The sequence below is a fragment of the Mesorhizobium sp. RCAM 05099 genome (genome assembly GCF_059683685.1).
In genome coordinates, this window is the sequence record NZ_CM185035.1 from 4,229,055 (window position 1) to 4,249,182 (window position 20,128).

A 20,128-nucleotide genomic window follows, 5' to 3' on the forward strand; every position below is an offset into this window, starting at 1 on the left:
CAACGCAGCCTGGTTCAAACATTGCGGGGACCGGACCCCATGGGCGAGACAATGAGATTTGCCTTTTTGCAGGAGCCGCCCTTCTGCTTCAGGGATGCCGGCGGCAATCTCCTCGGCTGCGATGCCGAACTCGCCGGGAAGGTGTGCGAGGGGCTGAAGCTCGATGCCTTCCTGCCGATCGAAACCGAGTTTGCCGAACTGCTTCCCGGATTGGCTGGCAACCGCTGGGACATGACCACCGGCCTGTTCATCTCGGACGAGCGCAGGAGAGTTGTCGACTTCACGCGGCCGATCTGGGTGCTGCAGGACGGGTTGCTGGTCGCCAAAGGCAATCCTCGTGGCTTTCGCGGCTATCGGTCGGTGGCCGAGGATCGGACGGCGCTGACCGGCGTCATATCCGGCCAAATCCAACATCAGACGGCGCTGCAAAATGGCGTTGCGCCGGAGCGGATCCGGATATTCGCCACACAAGCGGCCGCGGCGGAGGCTGTAGCGGCCGGCACGGTGCATGCCTATGCCAGTGTTGCGCTGGCGCACCGGGGCTATCTCGCCCGGTGGCCGCAGGCACCTCTTGCCGTCATTGATGTTCCGGCGACCGAAAAACAGCCGGCTGCCGGCGCCTTCGCCGTGGCCAAAAACAATACGGCTCTGCGCCAACGCATCGACTCAAGCCTGGGCGAACTGTTGGGAAGTCCCTGGCACCGGGAAATGATGAGCGGATACGGATTTTCCGATGCCGATATCGATCGCCTTTTGTGAGGCTGGGTGCTGCGAAATGATCAAAGCTTGATCACGTATTCCTTGCGGGTCGTTTCAAGCACTTCCCAGCTGCCCCTGAAGCCGGGCCTCAGCACGAAACTGTCGCCGGTTCGGACGGTGCGGGCATCGCCGCCGTCTTCCGCGATCACCGAAATGCCGGACAGGATGTGGCAGAACTCCCATTCGTCATAGACGATGCGCCATTTGCCAGGGGTCGATTCCCAGATGCCGGCGTAGAGGCCGCCTTCCCGCTCCTCGACGTTCCAGGTGCGGAATTTGGGATCGCCAGAGATCAACCGATCTGGCGCCGGCGCGCCAGATTCGGGTTCGACGTTTTTGGTGTCGACGGAAAGAAACGCGGCCATGGGCAATCAGACCTTGGCAAGCGCCTGTTCGAGGTCGGCGACGATGTCGTTGACGTCCTCGATGCCAATGGAGAGCCGCACGGTGTCCGGACCCGCACCGGCCTTGACCTTCTGCTCGTCGGAAAGCTGGCGGTGGGTCGTCGACGCCGGGTGGATGACCAGCGACTTGGTGTCGCCGACATTGGCGAGGTGCGAGAACAGTTCGAGCGCCTCGACGAATTTGACGCCAGCCTCGTAGCCGCCCTTGAGGCCGAAGGTGAACACCGCACCGGCGCCTAGCGGCGAGTACTTCTTCTGCAGCGCGTTGTTCTTGTCGCTCGGCAGGCCGGGATAATTCACCCAGGCGACCTTGGGGTGATTGGACAGCCAGCCGGCGACCGTCACCGCATTGTCGCAGTGGCGCTGCATGCGCAACGGCAAGGTTTCCAGGCCGGTCAGGATGAGGAAGGCGTTGAACGGCGAGATCGCCGGGCCGAGATCGCGCAGGCCGAGCACACGCGCGGCAATGGCGAAAGCGAAGTTGCCGAAGGTTTCATGCAGGACGAGACCGCCATATTCCGGGCGCGGTTCCGACAGCATCGGGTACTTGCCCGACTTCGACCAGTCGAAAGTGCCGCCATCGACGATGGCGCCGCCGATCGAATTGCCGTGGCCGCCAATGAACTTGGTCAGTGAATGCACGACGATGTCGGCGCCATGCTCGATCGGCCGGATCAGGTAGGGCGAAGCCAGCGTGTTGTCGACGATCAGCGGCAGGCCATGCTTGCGCGCGATGTCGCCGATCTTCTCGATGTCGACGAAGGTGCCGCCCGGATTGGCGAGGCTCTCGATGAAGATCGCCTTGGTCCTGTCGTCGATCTGGCTTTCGAAGGTCGAGATGTCATTGGTGTCGGCCCAGCGCACTTCCCAGCCATAATTCTTGAAGGCGTGCCCGAACTGGTTGATCGAACCGCCATAGAGCTTGTTGGCGGCGACGAAATTGTCGCCCGGTTGCATCAGATTGTGGAAGACGATCACCTGCGCGGCGTGGCCGGACGCGACCGCAAGCGCGGCCGTTCCGCCCTCCAGCGCCGCAAGACGCTCTTCCAGCACCGCCTGCGTCGGGTTCATGATGCGGGTGTAGATGTTGCCGAAGGCCTTCAGCCCGAACAGCGAAGCGGCATGATCGGCATCGTCGAAGACGAAGGAGGTCGTCTGGTAGATCGGCGTGGCGCGCGCGCCGGTGGCCGGGTCGGGTTTGGCGCCCGCATGGACGGCGAGCGTGTTGAAACCGGGCGTACGGGTCATCGAAAACCTCCCTTTTTGAAACTCTGAAATCGCCGGGCATTCTTGGCGAAGCCCGTACGTGAATGCAAAGAAGAAAATACCTTTCGGTGGACGATCCGCGGTGAACGCGCGAGAAAACCTAATTCTTCCTGGAATAATTTTTCGTCTACTTCTGGCGCACGCCGAAACTCTGGAATCCCGAGCGCATCAGCGGCTTCTTCGATGACAGCACCCCGGAGTTGACGCCGGTCCAGCCGATCTCGCCGGACAGCTTGCCATATTCGATCTTGGGACAGCGGTTCATCACCACCTTGATGCCGGCGGCTTCGGCGCGGGCGGCGGCTTCGTCATTACGCACGCCAAGCTGCATCCAAAGCACTTTCGGCAAGGGATCGAGCCGCAACACCTCATCGACGATACCGGGCACAGCCGCGGCATTGCGGAAGACATCGACCATGTCGATCGGTTCCGGAATATCGGCCAGCCTGGCATAGGTCATCCGGCCGAGGATTTCCTTGCCGGCCTGGCCGGGATTGATCGGGAACACCGAAAAGCCCTTGGCCAGCAGGTATTTCAGCACGAAATAGCTCGGTCGCACGTCGTTGGCGGATGCGCCGACCATGGCAATGGTCTTCACCGAATTGAGGATGCCGGCGATGTAGGCGTTGTCGTAGCTATCGTGGTTCATGCGGCTTCCTGCGGTAGTGATATCGGTAGAGTTCACGATTGAACCCGAGCGAGGCATAGAGTGCGCGGCCGGCTGCGTTGTCGGCAACCACTTGCAGGCATACAGCCAACGCACCTGCCCGCCGCGCCCAGTCAATCAGCCCGCCTACCGTCCTACGACCCAAGCCTTGCTGCCTGAAGCGGCCGTCGGTTTCAACCGATTCCACCACAAGCAGGCCATTGCGGATGACGCCATAGGCCAAGGCGGCAATTTCGCTGTCGCGTTCGCAAGACGCGAATGCCCGGTCGCCGATGATCAGCCCGGTCATCTCGCGAAAGATGCGGCGATCATTATCGTCATAGGCAGCCATGCGGAACCGCGCTTCGAACCACTTTTTGCTTGGCGTCGCCGAAATGACGACCTCCACGTCGCGCGATACCTTGAACTCTTCAATGCCGGCGAACAGATGAATCGTTCCGCCTTCAACGTCGTACCCATGACGGCCAAGGACCACATCCATCTCGGCGGCAATGTCGGGTACGCGAAACAGCGGTGTCTGGCCGTGACCGGCATAGAACGCCTCGGCGGCCGCAAGCACCCTGTCGGGCGCGCCGCGCTTGCCGTGCAGCGGGTTGACCGAATTGGTGCGCCGGATTCGTCCGCCCGATCGTCTCAGAAGCCAGCCATCCGCGACGGTCTCAACCGCGGCTGGCCAACCTTCGCGGCAAGCCTGCTCGATGCGCCAATTGAGATCATCGTCGCTGGCGGTCATTCGCCAGCCATCAACCGGGCAACGAAATCGTGCCGTCTTCGGCAATCGGAAAGGCCGGATTGTGCGCCACTTCCCAGACATGCCCATCCGCATCGGCGAAGTAACCATACCAGCCGCCCCAGAAGGCGCGGCCGGCCGGCTTGACGATGCGGCCGCCGGCCTTCTCGGCCATGGCGAGCACCTCGTCGACCTCGGCGTCGGAACGGGTGTTGTAGGCGAGGTAGACCGCCGACGGCGCTCTGGCGAAGGTGACGCCCGAATCCTCCTCGGCGCTTGCGCGCGGGAACAGGCCGAGAATGGCACCGCCCATCTGGAAGAAGGCGACACCGTCGGTGATGCCGGCATGACGGGTCAGGCCCATCGCCTCATAGAAGCGCACCGCGCGCTCAAGATCGTCGGTAGCGATCGTTATGATGGAGATGCGCGGTTCCACGGTTACGCGTCCGACCACTCCGGCTTGCGCTTGCCGATGAAGGCGCCGATGCCTTCCTCCGCGTCGCGCGCCAGCATGTTCTCGACCATGACGCGGCCGGTGTAGGCATAGGCGTCCGCCAGCCCCATTTCGGCCTGCGCGTAAAAGGCTTCCTTGCCGGTCCTCACCACCAAAGATGATTTGGAAGCAATGGTTTGCGCGTATTTGGTGACGATCTGATTCAGATATTCACGCGGCACGACGCGGTTGACGAGGCCGAACTCTTTGGCTGTTGCCGCATCGATCGTCTCGCCGGTCAGAAGCATCTCCATCGCATGCTTGCGCGACACGTTGCGTGACAGCGCCACCATCGGCGTCGAGCAGAACAGGCCGATGTTGACGCCCGGCGTGCAGAAGGTCGCCTCATGCGAGGCAATCGCCAGGTCGCAACTGGCGACCAGTTGCAACCCGGCGGCGGTGGCCAGGCCGTCCACCTCGGCGATCACCGGCAAGGGATGACGCACGATCGCCTGCATCAGTGCGGCACAGGCCGCAAACGTCTCTTCGAAGAAGGCCTTGCCGCGATCGGCGTCGGCGCGGCGCGCGGTCAATTCCTTGAGATCATGGCCGGCGCAGAACACCTTGCCGGCCGCCGACAGCACGATGACGCGAACGGCCCTGTCGGCGTTGGCGCGGTCGAGTTCCGCCATCAGCGCCGCCATCACCGAAAGCGACAAGGCGTTGGCGGGTGGATTGGTAAGTGTCAGCCGCAGCACGCCCTTGTCCAGCCGCGCGGCGACCGGACCGTCAACGGCGGCAGGCTTGATGGCAAGGATTTCGGCCATGGATAAGGTCTCCTCGATTCCGCTCGGGCTGGCAGAGTATCTAATACCGGATCGGTTTTCATCCAACACTCCATCGCTTGCGCCAAGCGACGGAGCTGTTGCCAGAAACGCCGTGCTGCGCTCATACAGGCTGGTGCAACACGAGAGGCCGACATGCCTGCCCAGACCAATCTCACGCCCGTGCTGACCGCGGCGCAAGTCAATGTGCTGATGGAAACCGTCTATCCGCAACTCAATGAGCAGTTCAAATATTACGAGGCGATCGACGTGTTCCCAGGCGGCTGCGTTGTGCGGCTCAATGCCGGCGAACGGCACCTGCGTCCCGGCGGCACGGTGTCCGGCCCGTCACTGTTCACGCTGGCCGACATCGGCGGCTATGTCTGTGTGCTTTCGCATGCCGGGCCCGATGCGCTCTCGGTCACCACCAATCTCAACATCAATTTCGTGCGCAAGGCCGAGGCCGGACCGATCGACGGCCATTGCCGCATTGTGAAACTGGGAAAGAGCCTGATGGTGTTCGACATAGACATCGTCGCCGGCCCGGACGGGCACACGATCGCGCACGCAACGGGCACCTACTCGATCCCACCGAAGCGAAAGGACGATGTGGTAAAATAATACCTTTTATTCAAACCATTGTTTTTGCTGCATTTTACCTGTTACCAGACTTTTCACGCGCCTTGACGCAACAACAGCCCTCGCCTATAAGCCCTCACGAAGCAGCGGCCCGCAAAGGCCGCCGTTTTGTTATTGGCGACGGACAGCGTCTCATCGCCAATCCAAGCAACAAGAAACGCCTTCCTCGCGAAGGTCCGAACCGAAAGCAGAAAACCATGACAACCTTTTCGCAGAAGCCTGCGGATGTGGTGAAGAAGTGGATCCTGATCGACGCCGAGGGTCTCGTCGTCGGCCGTCTCGCCACTGTCATCGCCAATCATCTTCGCGGCAAGCACAAGCCGACCTTCACCCCGCATGTCGACGACGGCGACAATGTCATCGTCATCAATGCCGACAAGGTGGTGTTCACCGGCAAGAAGTTCACCGACAAGGTCTATTACTGGCACACCGGCCACCCCGGCGGCATCAAGGAGCGCACCGCGCGCCAGCTGCTCGAGGGTCGTTTCCCCGAGCGCGTCGTCGAGAAGGCCGTTGAGCGCATGGTCCCGCGTGGCCCGCTCGGCCGTCGCCAGATGAAGAACCTGCGCGTCTATGCAGGCGCCGAGCATCCGCATGTCGCCCAGCAGCCCGAGGTTCTCGACGTGGCCAAGCTGAATTCCAAGAACAAGAAGGTCGCATAAGATGGCTGAGCTTTCCTCGCTCGCAGAACTGGGCGCCGCCACCGGCAACACCAACACGCAGCCGGCGGCCCCCGTCCACGTCCAGAAGCTCGACAAGTCGGGCCGCGCCTATGCCACCGGCAAGCGCAAGAACGCCATCGCGCGTGTCTGGGTGAAGCCGGGTTCCGGCAAGATCGTCGTCAACGACAAGGAATTCGCGACCTATTTCGCGCGTCCGGTCCTGCAGATGATCCTCAACCAGCCGATCATCGCCGCCAACCGTTCGGGACAGTATGACATTGTCGCCACCGTTGTCGGCGGCGGTCTCTCCGGCCAGGCCGGCGCGGTGCGTCACGGCATCTCCAAGGCGCTGACCTACTACGAGCCGACGCTGCGCGCCGTGCTCAAGAAGGGTGGCTTCCTGACCCGCGACAGCCGCGTCGTCGAGCGCAAGAAGTACGGCAAGGCGAAAGCCCGCCGCTCGTTCCAGTTCTCGAAGCGCTAAACGCTACGCAGCTTCAGACAATCGAAAGGCCGCCTCCGGGCGGCCTTTCTTTTGCAACTCACCAGACAGCAGCCGCACCCGTCGAATGACAACAAAATCTCAGGGTCTACCGGCCTTGATGAAGTCGATGAACGCACGCAGCGGGGCCGGCACGAGGCGCCGACCGGGATAATAGAGGAACGGTCCGGGAAAACTCTGCCACCATGGTTGGAGCACGGGCTCGAGGGCACCGTCTTCGAAGTAAGGGCGAAGCCAGCCCTCGAAGAGGCCGATGATGCCGGTGCCGGCGATGGCCGCATGGACGGCAAGATCGGTCGCCCCACCGATCCGCACGATCAGTGGCCCCGTCGGATCGACCCGCACCACCTCGCCGTCACGCTCGAATTCCCACGGCAGCATCGAACCGCTGGCAAAGCGGCCGCGCAGGCAAGCGTGGCCGAGCAGGTCGCTCGGGTGTTCAGGGCGCCCATGGCGATCGAGATAGGCGGGGCTGGCGGCGGTAGCAAAATGCTGGAGGCGCGGTCCGATCGGCACCGCGATCATGTCCTGTTCCAGCCGTTCGTCGTAGCGGATGCCGGCGTCACACCCGGCCGCCAGCACGTCGACGAAGTTCTCATCGGCGATCACCTCCAGCCGGATGCCAGGATACGCGGCGAGGAAGTCCGGAACGATATCGGGCAATATTAGTCGCGCCGCGCTGACCGGCACATTCAGACGCAACGAGCCCGCCGGCCTGTCGCGAAAGCCATTCAACACGTCCAGAGCCGCCTCCACCTCCGACAGCGCCGGGCCGAGCCGTCCAAGCAGGCTCAGGCCCGCCTCGGTCGGGACAACGCTGCGCGTCGTGCGGTTGAACAGCCTGACGCCGAGCTGTGCCTCGAGGCGTCGCACCGCCTCACTCAAGCCGGAGGCGCTGCCGCCGCTCGCACGCGCGCCATCGCGAAAACCGCCGGCGCGCGCCACCACCACGAAGGCATTCAGATCGCTGAGGTCCATCATTGTTCGCCATTCCGCACAGCCTGTGTGGATTGTACCTGATTATCCCGAGATTGAGCAGCGCCTATCTTCGTCTCCTCAAAGGAGACCACTCATGCCCAATATCGACCAGGCCGAAACATCCACCCTCGGCAGCCGCACCGTGAAGCGTCTTGGCTATGGTGCCATGCAACTCGCCGGGCCCGGTGTGTTCGGGCCGCCCAGGGACCATGACGCGGCACTGGCCGTGCTGCGCGAGGCCGTTGTCCAAGGGGTCGACCACATCGACACCAGCGATTTCTATGGCCCGCACGTCACCAACCGGCTGATCCGCGAAGCGCTGTCACCCTACCCGGACGATCTCGTGATCGTCACCAAGATCGGCGCCAAGCGCGGCACCGATGGATCGTGGCTGCCGGCCTTCTCTCCCGAGGCGCTGACCCAGGCGGTGCACGACAATCTGCACAATCTCGGCCTTGAGGCACTGGACGTGGTCAACCTGCGGATCATGTTCGACACCCATGGTCCCGCCGAAGGGTCGATCGAAGCGCCGCTCACCGTGCTGGCCGAGCTTCAGCGGCAGGGCTTGATCAGGCATATCGGCTTGAGCAACGTGACGTCAGCGCAGATCGCGGAGGGACGCCGGATCACCGAGATCGTCTGCGTGCAGAACCAGTACAATCTGGCGCATCGCGATGACGACGCCCTGATCGACGACCTTGCCCGTGACGGCATCGCCTATGTGCCGTTCTTCCCGCTCGGCGGCTTCAACCCGCTGCAGTCTTCGACGCTGTCTGATGTAGCGCAGCGCCTTGACGCAACCGCCATGCAGGTCGCGCTCGCCTGGCTGCTTCACCGTTCGCCCAACATCCTGCTGATCCCCGGCACGTCGTCGGTCGCGCATCTGCGGGAGAACCTCGCCGCTGGCGAACTCGAGCTTTCGGATGATGTGCTCGGGGAGTTGGACAGCATAGCGAGCGTCGCCTCAAGCTGACGACACGGCATCCGGTTGTGCCAGGCACCCGGCGATAGCAGCATCTGACCAACGATCTTGAAAAGGCCGCCTCCGGGCGGCCTTTTGCGTAGAGCATTCTTATCCGGCGGAATGATCCGCATCTCGGATGATCAGGAATGCGCAGAGCGCAGCCCGCGATGATGTGCCGAGTGGCAGCAAATCAATTGATGCTGGCGGTTGCGGCAGACTCGATGTGCGGTTCGGCATAAGGCACCCGGTAGCCATTTGCCGCCAGCCAGTCGATTGCCGCCTTCGGCTCGTCGGTCTGGATGATGGTGGCGCCGCGATCGGCCCAGAAACCCCAGCTTTCGCGCGGCAGGCTGGCCCGGACCGCCAGTTCGTCGCCGCGGCCGCCGGCGAGGAAGCCGCCCGGCTTGTTGACGATGGCGTAGGTGTCGGCCCAGATGTGCCAGTCGCCCCGCACCGCGGCCGCCCGCATGCGGGTGCTAAACAGCGGTCCGCCGGTCTCGGTCAGTTTCTCAGCGCCGGCCCGCCAGTTGATCATTTCGATCGCGCGCGGCGAGAAGGCGTGGTCGACAGTCTCGGCGAAACCAGCATCATGCACTGCGTCATCGGCGATGATCGGCATGAACTGGAAGCCGCCGCCGATGGCACCCATGGCCGCCTTGACCGTAGCAATCCGCTGTGGATTCCACAGGTTCTCCTTGACGATGACCTGCTCGGCCGTGCCGAGGTCGCGGGCGACGGCGATCATGCCTGAGAGGTCACCGACCTCCAGCTTGTTGTCGAGGTTTATGAGGATCCTGTCCCTGGTTGTCGTCAGCATCTCGCGCAGCGTCGAAACCGTCTCATTGGTGACGGCGCCGGTACCCTCGACCACCAGCCGGCAGGTCTTGAGTTCCGCCAGCGTGTACTTGACCACCTCGCCCTTGCAGGTCGTGGTGCGGTCGAGCCAGCTGTCATGCATGACGACGAACTCGCCGTCCTTCGAGCGCCTGATGTCGACCTCGACGATTTCGGCGCCCATGGCGATCGAGCCTTCCACGGCGGCAATCGAATTTTCCGCATAGAGCGTCTTGCCGGCCTGCATGCTGCCGGCGCGATGCGCGGCCACCATGACATGGTCGCGCCACTGGTTGGCGTGCTCGAAGCGGTCGAGAATCTGCCTGGCGCGGCTCTCTTCGGCACCAGCCGCGCCAACAGACGCCATCAGCGCGGTGGAAAGCAGAAGGCTCAGCCAGACGGTTCGCATCGAGAATCGCTCCTTGCCGGATCGAGACCCGGATAGGCGAAGCCCGTGACATCCAGGTGAACGAAGCCGGCTAGCCGATATCTTGTTTGAGCATGATCCTTTCCGAAAACCGGTCGCCACTTTTCGGGATCATGCTCGCGAGAGCTGAGCGTCAGATGCGTTTCGATAGCCGGCGGAACCACGCCATGGCCGGCATTTCGACAAAGCGCCAGGTGATCCAGGAAACGGCGATGGTGGCGACGAGCATGACGATGATCGCCACGGACCCCATCCAGCCGGCGCCAAAGCCCGTCGCGGGCTGGCCGCGCAGCACGATGTCACCGATCAGGCCCAGGTCGAGCTTGCGCTCGACGAGCCCGGCGACGTTGATCAGCCGCGACTGGACGAAGATATGGACCATGTAGATCGAGTAGGACAGCGCACCAAGCGTCAGCATGAACGGGGTCCTGAGCAAGGCGCTGATCCAGCCGCCTTCATGGGCGAAGAGAAACAGCGCCAGCGCGAACACCAGGGGCGCCGCGATGCCGAGATCACTGTCGCCCGCCAGCGAGACGAAAAGCACGATGACCGCCACCATGACAATCTCGGCAAGGGTCCAGGCCATGCGTGGGCCACCCCTGGCGAGCGCCTGTCGCGCCCCTGCAATGGAATCATGCTGAAACCAGGCCAGCAGGGCACCCAGCGAGAAGCCGTACAGGCAGCGGATGAAGCCGAAATCGAAAGACACATCCATATGATGGGTCGAAAATCCGAGCAGGAACAGCGGCGCGGTGACCGCAGCCGCGACGAACCATACCCAGGCGCGCGCGCCGGCGACGAAGACCACGCCCGCAAACAGGAGATAAGCGAAGAACTCCGCCGAAATGCTCCAGCTTGGCGCATTCCAGGTCAATCGATCCTCGAAACCGACACCCTGCAGCAACAGCAGGTTGGCAACCAGGCTCTTGAGATCGAAGCCACCGGTGAAAGGAGCAGCGCCGGCGCCATGGAGTTGCGGCAGCATCAGCCGCAGCAGCTCGAAACCGGCAAAGGCGGCGAGCATGATGAGATGCAGCGGGTAGATGCGGCCGAAACGGACCAGGGCGAAGCGCGCGACCTCTTCCGGCTCATTCAGCCGATTGCCGTAACTGCTGGCGATGACGAAACCCGAGAGAACGAAGAAGAAGTCGACGAAAAGGTAGGACGAACCGATGAAGGCGCTTTGCGAAACCATCGACGCGGTCGGGAAATGGAACAGCGCCACCAGAAGCGCGCAGATGCCGCGCCACGAATCGAGAACCAGGAAGCGCTCGCCCGCGATCGTGCCGGCGTGGGTCGACAACACGGCGCGAGAAGGATTGAGGAACGCCGTCTGCGTCATGATGATACAAATCCTGTCTTGCCGTGGCACTCGAGCGGCGCCATTTCGTCTCGCCAAGCTGTGACTGGCATCTTCCGTGCCGCTTCTGTAGTTGTTGCACCCCGATGAAAAACGAGGATCCGTAATGGCGAACAAGAATATCGACCACGCCTTCACCGCCCGGTCCAAAACGGGGGGCGCCCTCGAGCCGACCTATTCCGGCGCGCTGTCGTTCATGCGGCGCAAATACACGAAGGACGTGAAGGGCGCGGACGCGGTGGTATGGGGTATTCCGTTCGACGCCGCCGTCACCAACCGGCCCGGCGCCCGTTTCGGGCCGCAGGCGATTCGCCGCGCCTCGGCGATCCTCGACAACGACCCGCAATACCCGTTTTCACGCGATCTGTTCGAGCATCTGGCGGTGGTCGACTATGGCGATTGCCTGCTCGACTCGGGCAACCACCAGAAGACGCCGGGGACGATCGAACGCGAGGCGGCGAAGATCCTGAAGTCGGGCGCCTTCCTGCTGACGTTGGGTGGCGACCACTTCGTGACCTGGCCGCTGCTCAAGGCCCATGCCGCCATCCACGGTCCGCTCGCTTTAGTGCAGTTCGACGCCCACCAGGATACCTGGCCGGACGACGGCAAGCGCATCGACCATGGATCCTTCGTCGGCCGCGCCGTCAATGAAGGCATCATCGATCCAGATCGCTCGATCCAGATCGGCATTCGCACCCATGCGCCTGACACATTCGGCATCAAGATCCTCTACGGCCACGAGATCGAGGAGATGCGGGCGTCCGACATCGCCTACGCCATCGTCGACCGCACCGGCGGCAGGAAGACCTATCTCACCTTCGACATCGACTGCCTCGATCCGGCCTATGCGCCCGGCACCGGCACGCCGGTCGCGGGCGGGCCGTCCTCGGCGAAGATCCTGTCGACGCTGCGCCAGCTTACCCAAGTCGATATTGTCGGCGCCGATGTCGTGGAGGTTGCGCCGGCCTATGATCACGCCGATATAACGGCGATCGCCGGCTCGATGGTGGCCATGCAGTATCTCGGCCTGCTGGCGGAGCGAAAGGCCCGGCTTGAAGAGATGAACAACAACGGCAATCACAACGGTGCCGCGGTGAATCATGGTCAAGGCATATAGTCTTGAAATATCAGGGAATTTGATCAGGCAATGAAACCGAAAATCTTCATCGACGGCGAGCACGGCACCACCGGCCTGCAGATCCGGGCGCTGCTTGCCGAGCGCGGCGATCTGGAGATCATTTCCATTCCTGCCGAGCGCCGCAAGGAAACGGCGGCGCGCGCCGAATTCCTCAATGCCGCCGATATCGCGATCCTGTGCCTGCCGGACGAGGCGGCGAAGGAAAGCGTCTCGCTGATCGCCAACGGCACCACCAAGGTCATCGATGCGTCGACGGCGCATCGCGTGGCCGAAGGCTGGGCGTATGGCTTCGCCGAAATGGACAAGGAACAGGCAAGGACGATCGCCTCGGCGAAGCGCGTCGCCAACCCCGGCTGCTGGCCGCAAGGACCGATCGCCACATTGCGGCCGCTGGTCACCGCCGGCCTGCTGCCGGCGGATTTCCCGATCACGGTCAACGGCATTTCGGGCTATTCGGGCGGCGGACGTCCGATGATCGAGGACTATGTCGCCAAGGGCGAGGACGCTTCGGAATTCCTGCCCTATGGCCTCACCCTGCAGCACAAGCATGTGCCGGAACTGAGGGCCTATGCCAGGCTGTCGCATGACCCGATCATGCAGCCGGCGGTCGGCAATTTCGCGCAAGGCATGATCACGGTGGTGCCGCTGCAGCTTGGCGGCCTCGACCATGTGCCGACGGGTGCCGAGCTTCACGCGGCCATTGCCGACCATTTCGCTGCCATCCAGGGCGGCGTGGTCGAGGTGGCGCCCTATGTGCATCTGGAGCGCATGCCGGAGATCGATCCGGAAATCTACAACGGCACCAACCGGATGAGGGTCTACGTCTTCGCCAACGACAAACGCGCACAGGCGCTGCTGCTGGCAGTCTACGACAATCTCGGCAAGGGTGCCTCGGGGGCGGCCGTCCAGAACATGGACCTGATGCTCGGTCTCTGATGGACTCACCGGCATTTCCGGTGCCCTGGAACGTCAGCGCGTGCGAACTCATCACTGAGACCTTTTCGAGCCGCATCTGGAAAGTGCGGCGCGAGGGCGCTTCGCCCTGTGGTAACCGCATGTTCACCATGATGGTTTACTGACCTGTCCTGGCTTCCACTAGGAATTTGTCATGGTCAGCGCGATCTCGGGTTCCTCGGCAACCCAATATTCCTCGTCGATCTCGTCGAGCAACGCAGCCCAGGAGGCCGCGCTCGAAAAGCAGATCCAGGCCAAGGAAGACGAAGCCAAGGCGATCAAGGACCAGGTCGAAGCCGCCAAGGTGCAGCAGGAGATCGCAGCGCTGAAGGCCAAGCTTGATGCGCTCAAGGCCGCAGACAAGGCAGCCAAGGCCGATCAAGGCCAATCCGCACCGTCCGCCGCCGCGTTGCGTCAGGCGGAATTCGACGGCGAGAAGAAGACACCGTCGAACGCCTTCTGGATGTAACTGTCAGATCAGCTCGGGATCAGTTCCTGAGCGCGATTTCGTGCGACAAGGGATAGGCACCCTTGGTGCCGCGCCAATGCGCGGCGGCAAAACCGAGCACGACAAGCGCAAAACCCTGATGTGTCAGCGCCATATGCAGCGGCACCTGCATCAGCAGCGTGCCGATGCCGATCGAGGCCTGGACCAGCACCAGCAGGAACAGCAGCGTCGCGCGGCGGGCGTGGGTCGAGCCCGGCAGGCGCGTCCGCGTCGCGATCATGTGCCAGAGCGCGACGGCGAAAACCGTGTAGGCACCCAGCCGATGGACGAACTGCACCGTCTTCGGGCTTTCGAAGAAATTGCGCCACGCCGGCTCGAGGATCAGTAGATCACCCGGTATCAGCTTGCCGTCCATCAGCGGCCAGGTGTTGTAGCTCAGGCCCGCGTCGAGCCCGGCCACCAGACCGCCGAGATAGATCTGGATCAGCGCCAGAAGCACGATGAAGCCGGCCAGTCTCTGCGTCGAACGATCGGCGGCGGGTTCGGAATGCGGCGCCAGCCCGCGTGCAACGACCATGGTCGCCGTGAAGATCAGCGCCGCCAGCGTTAGGTGGGTCGCCAGCCGGTACTGGCTGACGGAAACCCGGTCGACCAGACCGGAGGCCACCATCCACCAGCCGATGGCGCCCTGCAGGCCGCCAAGGAGGAGAATGCCCGCCAGTTTCGGCCCCAGGCCGCGTTCGATGCGGCGCGTTGCCCAGAAGAACAGCAGCGGCAAGGCAAAGACCAGGCCGACGCTGCGCGCCAGGATGCGATGCGCCCATTCCCACCAGAAAATCGACTTGAACGCCTCGATGCTCATGCCCTTGTTGAGCTCGGCATATTGCGGGATCTGCTGATAGAGCTGGAATTCCTCTTGCCACTCAGCATCGTTGAGCGGCGGTATGACGCCGTGGATCGGCTTCCACTCGGTGATCGACAGGCCGGAATCGGTGAGCCTTGTGGCGCCGCCGACCAGCACCAGCGCGAACAGCACCAGAAGCACGACATAGAGCCAGCCGCGCAGCAGCACTCGGTTGTGCAGGTCGCGATCGCGGGCCACAAATGGCGCGGCAGCTGATATGGCAGCCATGGTCTTGTCCCGGCAGGTTGGTTTCCCGGATTGGTGGACCATCGTATCCCTGCTGGCAAGACCAGGCGGCGCGGCACGCCGTCGCGCCGCGTCTGCCGGGTTGCACCGCTTCGCGTCAAGGCCTATGCGAGGCCAACACCCTGAGCTTGCCGGGATCCTTGTCCGGGTTCCCGGCAGCCTCGACCAGGAGGCTAACCATGCCCGTGCGCCTGAAAAAGCTGATCGGAATGTTTCTGCTGGTGGCGCTGGTCATCATCTATGCGCTGCTCGCATCGATCTTCGCGGTCGCCCGGCTGTCGGAGTCGGGGCCGTGGGTGCACTTCCTGTTCTTCCTGCTGAGCGGCCTGCTGTGGGTACTGCCGGCGATGGGCATCATCAAGTGGCTGATGCTGGAGCCACGGGCCAAGCGCTGAGCCGGAAGCCCGCCTGCTGGCGTCAGATTGTCACCAGCATCTTGCCGGCGTTGGCGAGCGGGGTCGTCACGCCCGACAGCATGGTGCGGATGTGGGCGAGGCTCTGGTAGCGGCCGTTGACGGAAATGCGCGGCAATGCGTGCAGGAAGCCGGCATGTTCGGCGCGCAACACACCGTGGCGCGTCGTCACGGCCGAGGTATAGCCGGCGTCGCGGGCGAACCCCACTTCGCGGCAGCCTACCGCGCTGGCGTAGCCATAGGGATAAGCGAAATGGCGCGGTTCTTCGCCGAGTTCGGCCTGCAGAAGGCCGCGCACGGCGCCGGTCTCGTGCCGTGCATCGGCTTCGGAAAGCCGCTTCAGATTGCTGTGGTTGATCGTATGGGCGCCGATCGTCACCAGCGGATGCGCGGCCATGCCGCGGATTTCATCCCAGCTCATCAGTGTCCGCAGACGCGGGCCGTCAGCGTCGACGCCTGTTGCATTCGCCAAGTCACGCAGCACGGCCCGCAGGTCCTCCTCGCGGACTTCCGAGGTGAGGTAGGCGTGCAGGCGTGCGTTGGCCTGAAGCTTTTTGGCCGGGGTCGAACAATCGATCGCCAACGGGCCGCCTGGCGTGTTCAAGGTCAGGCGGGTGCCCGCATTGACGATGTCCTCGATCACATCCCACCACAGATCGGCGGTGCCGCTGATCAGCCCGGGCGCGACATAGATGGTGATCGGCGCGCCGTGCTTTTCCAGCACCGGCAGTGCCTCGGTCATGTTGTCACGATAGGCATCATCGGCGGTGATGGTGGCAAACTGACCGCCCTTGCCGCCTGCCTTGATGCGCTCAACCGCTTCGTCCATCGAGACGAAGGCATAACCGCTTGCCTTCATGTCGGCGATCACGGCGTCAAGGAAGCCGGGCGCGATATTCAGATGCCGGTTGACACTGTCAGGCTTTTCCGGTGTCGCGGTCACACGGTGCAGCATCAGGATGGCGCCAATGCCGCCGATGAACGGCTTGGCCAGCGGTGCGAGACCGGTATAGCGGGCGACGTTCAGCGCCAGTTTCCGGATTGCCTCGCCTCCGTCGATCATTCATTCACCTTTTGCGCCTAGGCTGATCCAAGCACGGAATGCGCCTACGCGAACCCCCAAATCGCGATCAATACGCCCTAAGGATTGAGGTATGGTTGACGCAACAGCGTCATTTGACGGCAATCGGCTTGCGGCAACCGAGGCGTCGCCCCGCGCCTTGCCGCGGGACCAGGCCGGGCCGTCGACATCCGTGGTGTCCGCCGAGGGCCTCACGGCCTATGCCGAGTTCTGCCGCTCGGCGCTGTTTGCGCCGGCGCAGAGTGCTGCCTGGATCCTGAACTGGGTCGTGCAGCTCGGACCGGATCTGCTTGTCGCGACACTGAGCGCCGAAGGCAGGCCGGTTTTCTCGCTGGCCCTGGAGGTCAGCCGCACCGGACCGTTCCGCGTCGCCCGCTTCTTGGGTGGGCGCCACGCCAACGGCAACTTCATCGCCGTCGATCCGCAATGGCTGGCCAGGCCGGATATCCCGGCCATCCGATCGATGCTGACCGCCATTGCCAAGGCACGTCCGGACATCGACCTCCTGGCACTGGAAAGATTGCTCCCCGATCTCGATGGCGTCGCCAATCCACTCGCCTCGTTTGACCATTTCGCCAGCCCCAATCTGTCGCTGGCTGTTGACCTCTGCGATGGCTTCGATGCGCTGCTGTTGCGCGCCAGCGGCAAGCGCAAGCGCAAGAAGCACCGCTCGCAGATGCGCAAGTTCGAGGCCTTCGGCGCCCATCGCCGCATCGAGGCCACGACTGCGGACGAGGTGAACAGGCTGCTCGACGCCTTCTTCGAGATGAAGGAGTTCCGCTTCCGCAAGATGGGCATCACTAACGTCTTCGCCGACGAGCAAGTGCGTGGCTTCTTCCGCGCGCTGTTCACGCAAGCGCTTGCCGAGGACAAGCCTTCCTTCGTGCTGCACGGGCTCGAGGTTGCCGGCAAGCTGCGTGCCATCACAGGGTCGAGCCGTTCGGGCAGGCGCCTGATCTGCGAGTTCGGAGCGATCGCCGAGGACGATCTCGGCCACACCAGCCCGGGCGATTTCCTGTTCTTCGACAACATCCAGGAAGCCTGCGAGACCGGTTTCGAGGTCTATGATTTCTCCGTCGGCGACGAGCCCTACAAACGGCTGTGGTGCGATATCGAAACCCAGCATTTCGAAGTGCTGTTTCCCTTGACCCTGAAGGGCCGCGTGCTGGCGCTCACCCTCCGGCAAGGTGCGCGGCTGAAGGCCTTCATCAAGAACAGCCCGACAGTCTGGAAGCTGACCAAGATGGTGCGCCGCAAGGCGGTGGGACAGACAGCGGCGCGCACCGAGGACGAAAGCTAGAGCCCCCTTTCATCCCGGCGGAATCGGGCTGAGGCTCTAACTGTCTTTCGAGCATGGATGTTTTCCGAAAACCGGCACCCATTTCCGGGATCATGCTCCGGGCTTCAGAAATTCAGGGCTTCCCTGAGCGCGGGGCCGGCCCTGACGCGCAGATCGAGATCCGCCTCGATATGGTCGATGTGGTGCAGCATCAGCCGGCTCGCCAGCCCGGAATCGCGGCTCTCCAGCGCACCGACAATGCCGGTGTGCTCGCTATGCCCGCAGGCTGACGCGCCGGATCGTCCATAAAGGGCGATGACCAGCGACGAGCGCGCCACCAGCTCCTCCATGAAGCGCTGCAGGATGGCATTGCCGGCAACCGAGGCCAGCAGCAGATGGAAATCGCCCGACGCCTTGATTTCGGAGCGTCGCGCATGTGGGCCGCGTTCGGCGATGAAGCGCCCCTCCTCGTCGAGCTGCGCCTTGAAGGCGACGATGTCGGCGGCGGTAACGCGCCCGCAGGCGGCGATGGCGATGCCCGGCTCGATCAGCCGGCGCGAGGCGAATACCTGGCGCGCCTCCTCAGGAGACGGGTTGGCCACGAAGGCGCCACGGTTGCGCTCGGTGCGCACCAGCCCTTCGAAGGACAGCATCTGCAGGGCCGCGCGTGCGACGGTGCGGGAGACATCGAACAACGTGCCGACCTCGCCTTCCGACAGCTTGGTGCCTGGCGCCAGCCGGCGATCGACAATGGCGTCGCGCAGCTGGTCGCGGATCGTCTGGGCGCGATCCTGCGTGGCGCTGTCGGCGGCTGAATAAACCTGGTCGGCGATGTTCATGGCGGAAATTGTCCTGCCCCCTTCTAACGCGACTCGCGAGGCCAGCACGAGAGGCAAAGTGAACACGAAGGCAAAAAAGATTGCATACGATTTTTGTGCATATCGCCCACAATAGCTCATAATTTGTGCAACGCACAACCCAGCCCATTCTGCGGGCGGTGATCCAGAATCCAGATTTTGCCGACGATTCAATTGCTTGGTCACTCACCTCGCGATTGGCACGCATGATGCTTTGGTTAATGCGACCAAACGGGGAAGCCTGATGTCCAAAGCCGCCGAAATCGACCTCGTGTCCGTTTCGAAAGTCTATGGAACGACGACCGCCGTCGAGGACATCAGCTTGAAGATCCCCGCCGGCACCTATTGCTGCCTGCTTGGCCCTTCCGGCTGCGGCAAGACGTCGACGCTGCGCATGATCGCCGGCCACGAGAGCATATCCAGCGGCGATGTCCGACTCGGCAACACCGTCGTGACGGACCTGCCGCCGGCCAAGCGCGGCACGGCGATGATGTTCCAGTCCTATGCGCTGTTCCCGCATCTCGACCTCATCGACAATGTCGCCTTCAGCCTCAAGATGAAGGGGGTCGACAAGGAACAGCGCCGCGCCAAGGCGCTGGATATGCTCAAGCTGATGCAGATGGAGGCCTATGCCACGCGCCGCCCCGCGCAGCTTTCCGGCGGCCAGCAGCAGCGTGTGGCGCTGGCGCGTGCGCTGATCACCGATCCCGAGGCGCTGCTGCTCGACGAACCACTGTCGGCACTCGATCCCTTCCTGAAGATCCGCATGCGCGCCGAGTTGAAGAAACTGCAGACCGCGCTCGGTATCACCTTCGTCCACGTCACCCACAGCCAGGAGGAGGCGATGGCGCTTGCCGACCTGATCGTGGTGATGAATGACGGCCGCATCGAGCAGGCGGCCCCGCCGCGCGACGTGTTCGAGCGACCGGCCACCGCCTTCGTCGCGCGCTTCATGGGCGACCACAATGTCATCTCCGGCCGTGTCACCGGCAGCCAGGACGGCATGGTCGTCTTCGATGTCAATGGCGGTGGCTCGCTCGCCGCCAGCGGGAAGTCACAGGAAGCAGGACAGCCGATCGACATCGCCATCCGCACCGACCATGTGCGCATCGGCGTCGCACCCTCGCCCGGCCTCGGCTTCACAGGCATCGTCTCCAACATCGAATACCGCGGCGCCACGGTGAAGCTCTCCGTCACTGGCGCCGGCATCGGCGATTTCACGGTCATCGTCGACGATTCCGACTTCTTCGCCAAACCGGTCGCCATCGGCGACGCCGTACCGCTCGCCTGGGATCCGCAAGACGCGATCGTCCTCGGCCGCCTTCATTCATGACGTCAACGAAGCAAAACAAGAAAGGG

The 20,128-nt window shown here is 63.2% G+C and carries 23 protein-coding genes; 11 read left to right on the top strand and 12 right to left on the bottom strand.

Features of this window, described 5'->3' with window-relative positions:
* Positions 1–51 precede the first annotated feature (51 nt).
* The gene (locus AC56QQ_RS20985) at positions 52–759 is read left to right on the top strand and encodes a transporter substrate-binding domain-containing protein (RefSeq protein WP_497123217.1); all 708 of its coding nucleotides are present in this window, start codon (positions 52–54) and stop codon (positions 757–759) included.
* 20 nt (positions 760–779) lie between these two features.
* Here AC56QQ_RS20985 and AC56QQ_RS20990 read toward each other — a convergent pair whose 3' ends face one another.
* From AC56QQ_RS20990 to AC56QQ_RS21015, 6 genes are all read right to left on the bottom strand, one after another.
* Positions 780–1,124 (bottom strand): cupin domain-containing protein, encoded by a 345-nt coding sequence (locus AC56QQ_RS20990; protein WP_497123218.1) that lies wholly within the window; start codon positions 1,122–1,124, stop codon positions 780–782.
* A gap of 6 nt (positions 1,125–1,130) precedes the next feature.
* Positions 1,131–2,411 (bottom strand): O-acetylhomoserine aminocarboxypropyltransferase, encoded by a 1,281-nt coding sequence (locus tag AC56QQ_RS20995; protein ID WP_269905688.1) that lies wholly within the window; start codon positions 2,409–2,411, stop codon positions 1,131–1,133.
* Between the two features lie 145 nt (positions 2,412–2,556).
* The gene (locus AC56QQ_RS21000; protein WP_489860963.1) at positions 2,557–3,078 is read right to left on the bottom strand and encodes a CoA-binding protein; all 522 of its coding nucleotides are present in this window, start codon (positions 3,076–3,078) and stop codon (positions 2,557–2,559) included.
* Positions 3,065–3,829 carry a GNAT family N-acetyltransferase gene (locus tag AC56QQ_RS21005; RefSeq protein WP_497123219.1) on the bottom strand — a complete coding sequence of 255 codons (765 nt, stop codon included), beginning with the start codon at positions 3,827–3,829 and terminating at the stop codon, positions 3,065–3,067. The genes AC56QQ_RS21000 and AC56QQ_RS21005 overlap by 14 nt, the downstream gene beginning before the upstream one ends.
* A gap of 10 nt (positions 3,830–3,839) precedes the next feature.
* Positions 3,840–4,262: a VOC family protein gene (locus AC56QQ_RS21010; protein ID WP_489860961.1), complete on the bottom strand. Its 423-nt coding sequence runs from the start codon at positions 4,260–4,262 to the stop codon at positions 3,840–3,842.
* A 2-nt stretch (positions 4,263–4,264) separates the two neighbouring features.
* Complete coding sequence (locus AC56QQ_RS21015; protein ID WP_489860960.1) at positions 4,265–5,086, bottom strand: enoyl-CoA hydratase; 822 nt, start codon at positions 5,084–5,086, stop codon at positions 4,265–4,267.
* Positions 5,087–5,239: 153 nt separating this feature from the next.
* Here AC56QQ_RS21015 and AC56QQ_RS21020 point away from each other — a divergent pair, with 153 nt between their 5' ends.
* The 3 genes from AC56QQ_RS21020 (at position 5,240) to rpsI (ending at position 6,868) form a co-directional block, all read left to right on the top strand.
* On the top strand, positions 5,240–5,704 hold the full coding sequence (locus tag AC56QQ_RS21020; protein ID WP_497123220.1) for a PaaI family thioesterase: 465 nt from the start codon (positions 5,240–5,242) through the stop codon (positions 5,702–5,704).
* 215 nt (positions 5,705–5,919) lie between these two features.
* Positions 5,920–6,384, top strand: a complete 465-nt coding sequence (rplM, locus tag AC56QQ_RS21025; RefSeq protein WP_010915638.1) for a 50S ribosomal protein L13 — start codon at positions 5,920–5,922, stop codon at positions 6,382–6,384.
* Between the two features lies 1 nt (position 6,385).
* The gene (rpsI, locus tag AC56QQ_RS21030; protein ID WP_091578186.1) at positions 6,386–6,868 is read left to right on the top strand and encodes a 30S ribosomal protein S9; all 483 of its coding nucleotides are present in this window, start codon (positions 6,386–6,388) and stop codon (positions 6,866–6,868) included.
* A gap of 99 nt (positions 6,869–6,967) precedes the next feature.
* Here rpsI and AC56QQ_RS21035 read toward each other — a convergent pair whose 3' ends face one another.
* Positions 6,968–7,867 carry a LysR family transcriptional regulator gene (locus tag AC56QQ_RS21035; RefSeq protein ID WP_489860957.1) on the bottom strand — a complete coding sequence of 300 codons (900 nt, stop codon included), beginning with the start codon at positions 7,865–7,867 and terminating at the stop codon, positions 6,968–6,970.
* Positions 7,868–7,958: 91 nt separating this feature from the next.
* Here AC56QQ_RS21035 and AC56QQ_RS21040 point away from each other — a divergent pair, with 91 nt between their 5' ends.
* Positions 7,959–8,837, top strand: coding sequence for an aldo/keto reductase family oxidoreductase (locus AC56QQ_RS21040; RefSeq protein ID WP_489860956.1), 879 nt, complete (start codon positions 7,959–7,961; stop codon positions 8,835–8,837).
* Between the two features lie 181 nt (positions 8,838–9,018).
* Here AC56QQ_RS21040 and AC56QQ_RS21045 read toward each other — a convergent pair whose 3' ends face one another.
* A complete protein-coding gene (locus tag AC56QQ_RS21045) occupies positions 9,019–10,071 on the bottom strand; it encodes a glycerophosphodiester phosphodiesterase family protein (RefSeq protein WP_489860955.1) in 1,053 nt (350 codons plus the stop codon).
* A gap of 151 nt (positions 10,072–10,222) precedes the next feature.
* Positions 10,223–11,431, bottom strand: a complete 1,209-nt coding sequence (locus AC56QQ_RS21050; protein ID WP_489860954.1) for an acyltransferase family protein — start codon at positions 11,429–11,431, stop codon at positions 10,223–10,225.
* A gap of 124 nt (positions 11,432–11,555) precedes the next feature.
* Here AC56QQ_RS21050 and speB point away from each other — a divergent pair, with 124 nt between their 5' ends.
* The 3 genes from speB to AC56QQ_RS21065 all read left to right on the top strand — a co-directional run bounded on the left by speB (position 11,556) and on the right by AC56QQ_RS21065 (position 14,010).
* The gene (gene speB / locus AC56QQ_RS21055) at positions 11,556–12,566 is read left to right on the top strand and encodes an agmatinase (protein ID WP_497100779.1); all 1,011 of its coding nucleotides are present in this window, start codon (positions 11,556–11,558) and stop codon (positions 12,564–12,566) included.
* A gap of 30 nt (positions 12,567–12,596) precedes the next feature.
* Positions 12,597–13,523, top strand: a complete 927-nt coding sequence (gene argC / locus AC56QQ_RS21060; protein WP_489860953.1) for an N-acetyl-gamma-glutamyl-phosphate reductase — start codon at positions 12,597–12,599, stop codon at positions 13,521–13,523.
* Positions 13,524–13,695: 172 nt separating this feature from the next.
* A complete protein-coding gene (locus AC56QQ_RS21065; RefSeq protein WP_489860952.1) occupies positions 13,696–14,010 on the top strand; it encodes a hypothetical protein in 315 nt (104 codons plus the stop codon).
* 19 nt (positions 14,011–14,029) lie between these two features.
* Here AC56QQ_RS21065 and AC56QQ_RS21070 read toward each other — a convergent pair whose 3' ends face one another.
* The gene (locus tag AC56QQ_RS21070) at positions 14,030–15,121 is read right to left on the bottom strand and encodes a COX15/CtaA family protein (RefSeq protein WP_489860951.1); all 1,092 of its coding nucleotides are present in this window, start codon (positions 15,119–15,121) and stop codon (positions 14,030–14,032) included.
* A gap of 197 nt (positions 15,122–15,318) precedes the next feature.
* On the opposite strand from AC56QQ_RS21070, the gene AC56QQ_RS21075 reads away from it, so the two are divergent.
* The gene (locus tag AC56QQ_RS21075; RefSeq protein WP_489860950.1) at positions 15,319–15,534 is read left to right on the top strand and encodes a DUF2842 domain-containing protein; all 216 of its coding nucleotides are present in this window, start codon (positions 15,319–15,321) and stop codon (positions 15,532–15,534) included.
* Positions 15,535–15,556: 22 nt separating this feature from the next.
* Here AC56QQ_RS21075 and AC56QQ_RS21080 read toward each other — a convergent pair whose 3' ends face one another.
* On the bottom strand, positions 15,557–16,615 hold the full coding sequence (locus tag AC56QQ_RS21080) for a polysaccharide deacetylase family protein (protein WP_489860949.1): 1,059 nt from the start codon (positions 16,613–16,615) through the stop codon (positions 15,557–15,559).
* Positions 16,616–16,706: 91 nt separating this feature from the next.
* On the opposite strand from AC56QQ_RS21080, the gene AC56QQ_RS21085 reads away from it, so the two are divergent.
* Positions 16,707–17,933: a GNAT family N-acetyltransferase gene (locus tag AC56QQ_RS21085; protein ID WP_497123221.1), complete on the top strand. Its 1,227-nt coding sequence runs from the start codon at positions 16,707–16,709 to the stop codon at positions 17,931–17,933.
* Between the two features lie 104 nt (positions 17,934–18,037).
* Here AC56QQ_RS21085 and AC56QQ_RS21090 read toward each other — a convergent pair whose 3' ends face one another.
* Entirely contained in the window at positions 18,038–18,751 is a 714-nt protein-coding gene (locus tag AC56QQ_RS21090) for a GntR family transcriptional regulator (RefSeq protein WP_091578163.1), read from the bottom strand.
* 262 nt (positions 18,752–19,013) lie between these two features.
* On the opposite strand from AC56QQ_RS21090, the gene AC56QQ_RS21095 reads away from it, so the two are divergent.
* Positions 19,014–20,102: an ABC transporter ATP-binding protein gene (locus tag AC56QQ_RS21095; RefSeq protein ID WP_497123222.1), complete on the top strand. Its 1,089-nt coding sequence runs from the start codon at positions 19,014–19,016 to the stop codon at positions 20,100–20,102.
* Positions 20,103–20,128: the final 26 nt, after the last annotated feature.